General features: G+C 26.1%; 8 protein-coding genes. 3 read left to right on the top strand and 5 right to left on the bottom strand.

Translation table 11 applies throughout. The features are described from left to right. Positions 1-216 precede the first annotated feature (216 nt). Positions 217-1,029 (top strand): carbon-nitrogen hydrolase family protein, encoded by an 813-nt coding sequence (locus ACRCYC_RS00130; protein WP_438617167.1) that lies wholly within the window; start codon positions 217-219, stop codon positions 1,027-1,029. A 41-nt stretch (positions 1,030-1,070) separates the two neighbouring features. On the opposite strand, the gene ACRCYC_RS00125 is transcribed toward ACRCYC_RS00130, so the two are convergent. Beyond that, positions 1,071-1,415, bottom strand: coding sequence for a cupin domain-containing protein (locus ACRCYC_RS00125; RefSeq protein WP_438617166.1), 345 nt, complete (start codon positions 1,413-1,415; stop codon positions 1,071-1,073). A 162-nt stretch (positions 1,416-1,577) separates the two neighbouring features. Here ACRCYC_RS00125 and ACRCYC_RS00120 point away from each other — a divergent pair, with 162 nt between their 5' ends. Beyond that, positions 1,578-2,207, top strand: a complete 630-nt coding sequence (locus ACRCYC_RS00120; protein ID WP_438617165.1) for a TrkA C-terminal domain-containing protein — start codon at positions 1,578-1,580, stop codon at positions 2,205-2,207. Between the two features lie 45 nt (positions 2,208-2,252). Continuing rightward, entirely contained in the window at positions 2,253-2,432 is a 180-nt protein-coding gene (locus tag ACRCYC_RS00115) for a DUF4177 domain-containing protein (protein ID WP_438617164.1), read from the top strand. A 146-nt stretch (positions 2,433-2,578) separates the two neighbouring features. On the opposite strand, the gene ACRCYC_RS00110 is transcribed toward ACRCYC_RS00115, so the two are convergent. The 4 genes from ACRCYC_RS00110 to ACRCYC_RS00095 form a co-directional block, all read right to left on the bottom strand. After that, complete coding sequence (locus ACRCYC_RS00110; RefSeq protein ID WP_438617163.1) at positions 2,579-4,135, bottom strand: BCCT family transporter; 1,557 nt, start codon at positions 4,133-4,135, stop codon at positions 2,579-2,581. Between the two features lie 181 nt (positions 4,136-4,316). Next, positions 4,317-5,102, bottom strand: coding sequence for a PIG-L family deacetylase (locus ACRCYC_RS00105; protein ID WP_438617162.1), 786 nt, complete (start codon positions 5,100-5,102; stop codon positions 4,317-4,319). A gap of 131 nt (positions 5,103-5,233) precedes the next feature. Beyond that, positions 5,234-6,679 (bottom strand): glycosyltransferase family 2 protein, encoded by a 1,446-nt coding sequence (locus ACRCYC_RS00100; protein WP_438617161.1) that lies wholly within the window; start codon positions 6,677-6,679, stop codon positions 5,234-5,236. After that, positions 6,673-7,655 (bottom strand): HEAT repeat domain-containing protein (locus tag ACRCYC_RS00095; RefSeq protein WP_438617160.1); only part of this gene is annotated, 983 nt, incomplete at its 5' end. The genes ACRCYC_RS00100 and ACRCYC_RS00095, both read right to left, overlap by 7 nt.

The following is a 7,655-nucleotide window of genomic DNA, read 5'->3' as shown; positions in this document are numbered from 1 at the left end:
AAATTTCCTCTAATGTTATTACTATTTCTAAATAGTCATTAGTTCTTAAAGTTTCTTCACATATTTTTATATCTGAGTTTAATGTTATTAATAATTCATTCAATTTATTTGACCTTCTCTCTGTATTAAATTTAAATTATATTATATCACTGCGATAGTATATATTGACAACTTATATTAAAATTATATTAATGATAAGTTAAAGGAGGATGTTTTATGAGTAAATGTAAATTAGCAATTATTCAAATGATTATTACAGATGATAAAATTAAAAATCTTGAAATTTTAAATTGTTATTTAGACAAGCTTTCAAAAAATAGAGTTGATATTGTTGTACTTCCTGAAATGTTTTGTTGTCCTTATGTAACTAAGTTTTTCCCTTTATATGCAGAATGTGAAGGTGGAGCTACTTATACTTATTTATCTAAATTAGCAAAAAAATATAATATATATTTAGTAGCTGGATCTATGCCTGAAGTAGATGAACATAATAAAATTTATAATACTTCTTATGTTTTTGATAGAAATGGTGATTTAATAGGTAAGCATAGAAAAATACATTTATTTGATATGCAAATAAATGACAAATTTATAAAGGAATCAAATACTATAACTCCAGGAAGTGATATAACAGTATTTGATACTGAATTTGGAAAGTTTGGTTTATGTATTTGTTATGATTTAAGATTTACAGATATATTTAATATTATGGTAGCTAAAGGTGCTAAAGCTATTATAGTTCCTGCTGCATTTAATATGAAAACAGGTCCTTCTCATTGGGATTTATTGTTTAAATGTAGGGCTATTGACAATCAGGTTTATACAATTGGGTGTGCTCCAGCTAGAAATGTAAATGATTCTTATATTTCTTTTGGAAATTCTATTGTCGTTTCTCCTTGGGGTGATATAGTAAATAAGTTAGATGAAAAAGAAGGTTATTTTATTTGTGATCTAGATTTTGATTATGTTGATAAAATTCGAAAAGAATTTCCATTTCTTAATCATAGAAAAAATCACTTATATAAATAAAATATGGCCATTAAAACTATTTTTTAATGGCTATATTTTTATTAATTTTCTTTATATTCTGCTCCAGCTCCAACTTTAGTAACTTGAACTGCAACCATTTCACTATCTCCATTAATTATTTCATGCCACTGTCCTGCTTTTACAAAAACACTACAGCCTTCTTTAACATCCATAGTTTCATTTTCAACACTCATTTTTCCATTTCCTTTGAAAAAGAAAAATACTTGTTCTCCATTTGGATGTCTATGTGCTTTTAATATTTGTCCTGGCTTAAAATAATATACTTCAGAGGTTATATCTGATCCTGAAAATACTGGTATTTTAGGTACAACACTATCATTATATTGTTCTAGAGTACCATCTAATAAATTTTTTACTATTTCCATTAAAACTTCCTCCTTTATGTGTGTTAATCCTATATATATTTTGCTAATTAGTGATATAATATTCAATATATACTATTTATTGAATATTTTTATACATTTATTTTTGTTAAAGATAAAATATTTAGCTATTATAATATATTTATTGAATTATTTGGAGGAAATATGCAAAAATCACATACTATGCCTATATATCAAAAGATTGCTCTTGATATAGCTAACAATATATATAGCGGCAACATCTCTGAAGGTGCTACGCTTCATGGCCGTTCTGCTCTTGCTGCTAAGTATAATGTTTCGCCTGAGACTATTAGACGTTCTGTCAAGCTTCTAGAAGATATAGAAGTTGTTCAAAGTATTAAAGGAAAAGGAATAATCGTTTTATCTTCTGTAAGTGCTGAGTCATTTTTAAAAAAATATCAAAACATAACTAATATTTCATCTTATAAGTCAGATTTATATTCTCTTCTTAATAGCAAAGCTAAGTTAGAAGCTCAGATATTAGAAACTATGAATAAAATAGTAGATTATTCTAGTAGGTTATCTACTATAAATCCTTTAGTTCCTTTTGAGTTTGAAATTAAATCTAATTGTAAGTTTATTGGAATGACTGCTGGTCAAACTAATTTTTGGCAAAATACCGGCGGAACTATAGTTGCTGTTAAAAGAAATGGAGAGCTTATTCTTTCTCCAGGACCTTATATTGAATTTATAGAAAATGACATATTAATGGTTATTGGAGATGTTAATATTCACAATTCAGTTCCAATGTTTTTATATGGGCATGATGAATAAGTTTTAATTTGCTAGAGATATTTTAAAAAAAGGGGGATCCCAATAATGTATACATATACTTATGTTAGATCAAAGGCTAGTTCAGTTTTTAGAATTTCTGATCATAGAGAGTTGATAAATAAGCATAGTCAAGAAGGCTGGAGGTTTATTACAGCTATACCTAGTGATTTTGAACTTAATGGAAAAGTAATTGAATTTGACCTAGTTTTTGAGAAAGAAGTTTAGAAATAATATTTGTACAATTTAATTTTTATAAATGTAAAAGAGAGTATCTTAATATAAATTTCAATTAAGATACTCTCTTTTATTTTGTGTTGAATGATTAATATATATTATAAGTATTTCATTATTTTTTATCAATATACATTTTTTTAATTTTGTATTGCAGGTTGTTTATATTTACTTTTAACTTCATATTCTTTTTTGACCGGCTTTACAATTACTTTTTCTTTTTCTTTTTTTACTTCTGTTTTAAACTCTTCTTTTAAAGCTTTCATTACAGATACAATACTCACCATCATTATTATTGCAAATGGGAATGCTGATACTATAGACACTGTTTGTAATGTTTCTAGTCCACCTGAAAGTAATAGTGCTATTGCTAATAATGCTTGAACTATTCCCCATGTTATTTTCTTTTTATTACTTGGGTTTAAATCTCCGTTAGATGTAAACATTCCAAGTACATAAGTCGCTGAATCTGCTGATGATACGAAGAATGTACAAAGTAATATCATAGCGATTATTGATAATATATTTCCAAATTGGTAATGACTAAATACTTTAAATAATGCAGTTTCCGTTACCATTGTTGCATCTTTTGCAAAATCTAGACCAAGGTCCATTCCTAATGTTCCAAATACTGCAAACCATATTATACATACTATTGCCGGTGCTACTGTTACTCCTATTATAAACTCTCTTATAGTTCTTCCTTTTGATATTCTAGCTATGAATATTCCAACAAATGGTATCCATGCTATCCACATAGCCCAATAAAATACTCTCCACTGTGCTATCCACTGACCACTTGGGTCCATATATAAACTTTGAGATATAAATTGTTCTACATATACTCCCATTCCATTTGAAAAGTTAGATATCATATCCATTGTCGGTCCTACAACTATAGCTCCAACTAATAGTAAAACTGCTAATCCTAAATTTATATTAGATAATAACTTTATACCTTTATCTAAACCACTAGTTGAACTTTTAATATATAATATCGTTGCTATAGCTATTATAAAAATTTGAACATATATAGTATTTTTTATACCAAACATATATTCAAGTCCACCTGCTATTTGCATAGTTCCCATACCTAAAGATGTTGCTATTCCAGTTACAGTTGTAAATACTGCCAATATGTCTATTGTTTTACCTATTGGACCTTTTACACCTTCTTCTCCTAGTATAGGTAAAAATATACTACTTATAAGCCCTGGTGCATCTTTTCTAAATTGGAAATATGCTAATGATAATCCCATTATTGCATATGCTGCCCATGGAGTTATTCCCCAGTGCATAAATGATTGTTGCATTGCAAAGTTTGTTGCTTCTTGACTTCCTGGTGTAGCTCCTATAGGTGCTACCATATGTTTTAATGGTTCTACAGCTCCGAAAAATACTAACCCTATTCCCATTCCAGCTCCAAATAACATTGAAAACCATGATAAATTACTAAATTCCGGTCTGTCTGTATCTTTACCAAGTCTTATGTTTCCATATTTACTAAAAGCTAAAAATCCTGCAAATCCTACTAATGCTAGCATTACTACTAAATATATCCAATTAAAATTGCTTACTATTAAACTAAATCCTTTATTTGATACCTCTTTAAACATATCTGGCGATACTAATCCAAAGATTACCACTAAACTGGTCAGTATTAATGAAATTTTAAATACAAAATTATCTTTATTCATATTGTTTCCTCCGTATTGTGTTATTTATATTAAAGTAACAACTCAATTACTTTATTAAGTTTTTTCTTCTAACAACTTAATCATAACATAGAGTTGTTACTTTTGCAAATTTAGAACATAAAAAAACTATCTTAGTTTAAATAATATTATGTTTATTTAAACAAGATAGTTTTTTATTTTTTTAGTTAAAACTTAATACAGATGTAAACTCAGGATCACTAAATAAGTGATTAAAGTAACTATGAGCTGAGGTATAACCTATCCCATATTTTTGATTTTTTTCATCTACAACTTTATATTCGTCAAGAGCACTTTTAACTTTGTCTTTAACATCTGTAGTGTTTGCTATATATATATCCCTTTCGTTTTTAGGAATACTTTTAACATATGCAGGTTTAACAAAATATCTAGCATCTTGAACTTTTCCTTCATCACTAAGTTTCTTTAAAACTTGACCATTTTTTCTATGCATTATATGATTATCAAACTTATAATGGTGTGCTATTTGTGTAACACTCCCCAATTCTTTTTCAAATTTAAGTATAGTTTTTTCCATAAGATCGTAATGTGTTCCTGGCTTTTGAGCTTGGTCTGCAAGTATTATTATATTATTACTTTTTACACCAAGTTGACTTAAGCAAGATCTAAACTCATTATTTCTAAGTGTCTCTTTTTCTTTTCTGTCTAATCCTCTAAACTTAGGATTTTGTTTAAATACATTTACTCCTGATCCATCAGAAACTAAAACAACATATACATTATTAGCTCCACATTCTTTAATAGCGTCTACTATTGCTGTTCCACCCCAAAGTACTTCATCATCTTGATGTTGAGGGTAAAAGACTACATGATCCTTAAATCTTTTATTATTAATATCCTCATTCTGAGAATATACAAACTTAACTCCAAATCCAATAATTGCAATTAGCATTATACTAATTATAATTTTAGTATTTTTGTTTTTCATATTAATCACCACCTAGTATTATTGTCGAAAATGGTAGTTTTTTGTACTAAGTCTTTTTATTTTAGCACAATTTTTTCCATAAATATACTATGTGACCATTTTTGATACTGAATTGTTACATTTAAATTTTGCTAAATTGAATTATTTTCATTATATTTTTTGTCTATGTTTTCGATTTTATTCTGTTTTTTTCTACTTATTTTGCTCCATTGATGTTTTCTTTTTCTATATCCAATAAATCCAGTTATTCTATACCAAGAACATAATTGTCTATATCCAAAACTTTCAAGTAATGCAAATAACATTAATTTTAATAAAGTAGATATACTAGATATATGTTTAAACATATAGTTTTCTAGAATTATTGAAGTAACTGAAATTATCACACTATAGAAAATATAGACAAATAAAAATGTAAATAAAAATTCTACATTAAGTAATCCATTAAAATATGATATTAATATTATAATTAGCCCAAATATATCTATAATACATGAAAACATTTCATATACTACAAAATATAAAAAAGAAAATATACCAACCAATCCATATTTAGGGTTTAAAAATATGTATCTATGACTACTTAAACTTGTTATTAATCCTATATGCCATCTTCTTCTTTGTCCTTTTAAATCTTTTAGTTTTTCAGGTACTTGTGACCAACAGATTGCTTTATGTTCATATTGTATTTTATATTTAAGTTTATTTTTTCTATAAAAAGAATGCAACTTTACTACAAGATCCATATCTTCACCAACAGTATCTGTATTGTATCCACCAATATTTAATACAGCATTTTTTTGGAAAAGACCAAAAGCTCCTGATATTATTAAATTTCCATTAAAACTGTTAAACCAAACTCTAGTCGTTAAAAATACTCGATAATATTCTATAGTCTGAAATATTGCAAGAATTTTTTTAGGAGGCATTATTTTTACTACTTCACCTTTATCTAAGGTAATTTGATTTGCAACCTTTATACTTCCTCCAACTGCTATAGTTGTATCATCTTCCATAAAGGGCATTACTATATTACTTAAGGAGTCTTTTTGTAAAATGGAATCTGCATCTAAAGATGTAAATAATGGATATTTAGATATGTTTATACCCATATTTAATGCATCTGCTTTTCCTCCATTTTCTTTTCTAACTAAAGTTAGTTTTACATCATTTTTTATGGTACCTTCGTATATATATTCTTCATTTTTACATTTTACAAGTCTTCTTACAGGTCTTGGAACTTTTTTTAATTTAAAATAATCTATTACAATTTTTGATGTATCATCACTAGATCCATCATCAATAACTATAATTTCATATTCTGGATATTCTAAATATGATAGTGATTTTATACAGTCAACGACTGTTTCTTCTTCATTATATGCTGGAACTAATATAGATACAGGAACATAGTTGTCTTTACTTTTTAATGATAATTCATTTAAGTATCTTTTTTTACGCTTATCTTCATTTAAATCTAAAATAGAAAATATAGTAGATATAAAAAATACTATAGCGTAAATAAATATATAATAGAAAAAAAACATATTTAAATAATCTATAACTAATCTTAACATTGATATTCTACCTCTATCTTCCCTAGTTTTTCTAAGTAATCTTCATAAGATAACTCATTATTCATAAACATTGCGTAAAAAAGTATGTCCTTTGCATATTTATCATCATTTTCTAGTATGTAATTTATTAAACTCTTATCTTCAAATTTAAGTATAGTTATAGCTGAGTTATATCTTACATACCAGTTTTTATCAGTTATACTTTTTAATAGTGCTTCTTTACTTTCTTCACACTTATAATTTTTAAGTGCTGATGCACATACTGCTCTGCATTCCCAATCTTCATTATTTAAAATTTCTATTATTTTTTCTGTAGACTGTTCATATTTTATAGTCGTGAAGTATTTTATTATGCTTATATTTATTTCTTTGCTTATATTAGAATTTAAATAATTTAATAGATCTTTTTTTACAAAATCAGTTTTATTATTTTTAAAATGTTCTACTACTATCTTTTGAAAACTTTCGCTAAAATTTCCAAAGTCACTTATTAAGTATTTATCTAGAATATACTTATCTCCACCAAATTGATTTATTATATCAATAAATACTTTATTGTTTATATATCGTTCTTCTTTAGAAACATACTCAATTGCGTGTTTAAAAGTGTTTATATTGCCTATCTTAGCTATAGATTCTAGTGCAGAAACTCTTAAGTATATAGATTTAGTGTTTATGCAACTAAGTAAAAATTCACTTATTTCATAATTATTAAGTCTATATTCTCCAAGAATTATAGCTAAATAGTTTTTTAAAATATTATCTTTTTTTATATATTTTTTTACTTGTTTATTAACTATATCTTCTAGTTTTTCCATATAAAGTTTTGTATATTTTTGATTACTTTCATCTTTGTTAAAAGTTTCAATAGTATCATTAAAAACTTTAATATATTGTTTATGTTCTAATTTTTCTCTAATATAAGACATATCTATTTTAGATATGTCTTTATTAGTTTTTATACAATTTAATTGCT

Source organism: Paraclostridium sp. (genome assembly GCF_051657365.1).
Taxonomy (GTDB): domain Bacteria; phylum Bacillota; class Clostridia; order Peptostreptococcales; family Peptostreptococcaceae; genus Paraclostridium.
Note: the sequence above shows the minus strand (reverse complement) of the source record. Positions and strands in the feature narration are given on the sequence as shown.

Excerpts from the sequence above, each read along its gene's own strand:
- ACRCYC_RS00105 (WP_438617162.1), bottom strand. The coding sequence starts at position 5,102 with ATGAAAAACAAAAATACTAAAATTATAATTAGTATAATGCTAATTGCA.
- ACRCYC_RS00110 (WP_438617163.1), bottom strand. The coding sequence starts at position 4,135 with ATGAATAAAGATAATTTTGTATTTAAAATTTCATTAATACTGACCAGT.
- ACRCYC_RS00100 (WP_438617161.1), bottom strand. The coding sequence starts at position 6,679 with ATGTTAAGATTAGTTATAGATTATTTAAATATGTTTTTTTTCTATTAT.
- ACRCYC_RS00120 (WP_438617165.1), top strand. The coding sequence starts at position 1,578 with ATGCAAAAATCACATACTATGCCTATATATCAAAAGATTGCTCTTGAT.
- ACRCYC_RS00115 (WP_438617164.1), top strand. The coding sequence starts at position 2,253 with ATGTATACATATACTTATGTTAGATCAAAGGCTAGTTCAGTTTTTAGA.
- ACRCYC_RS00125 (WP_438617166.1), bottom strand. The coding sequence starts at position 1,415 with ATGGAAATAGTAAAAAATTTATTAGATGGTACTCTAGAACAATATAAT.
- ACRCYC_RS00130 (WP_438617167.1), top strand. The coding sequence starts at position 217 with ATGAGTAAATGTAAATTAGCAATTATTCAAATGATTATTACAGATGAT.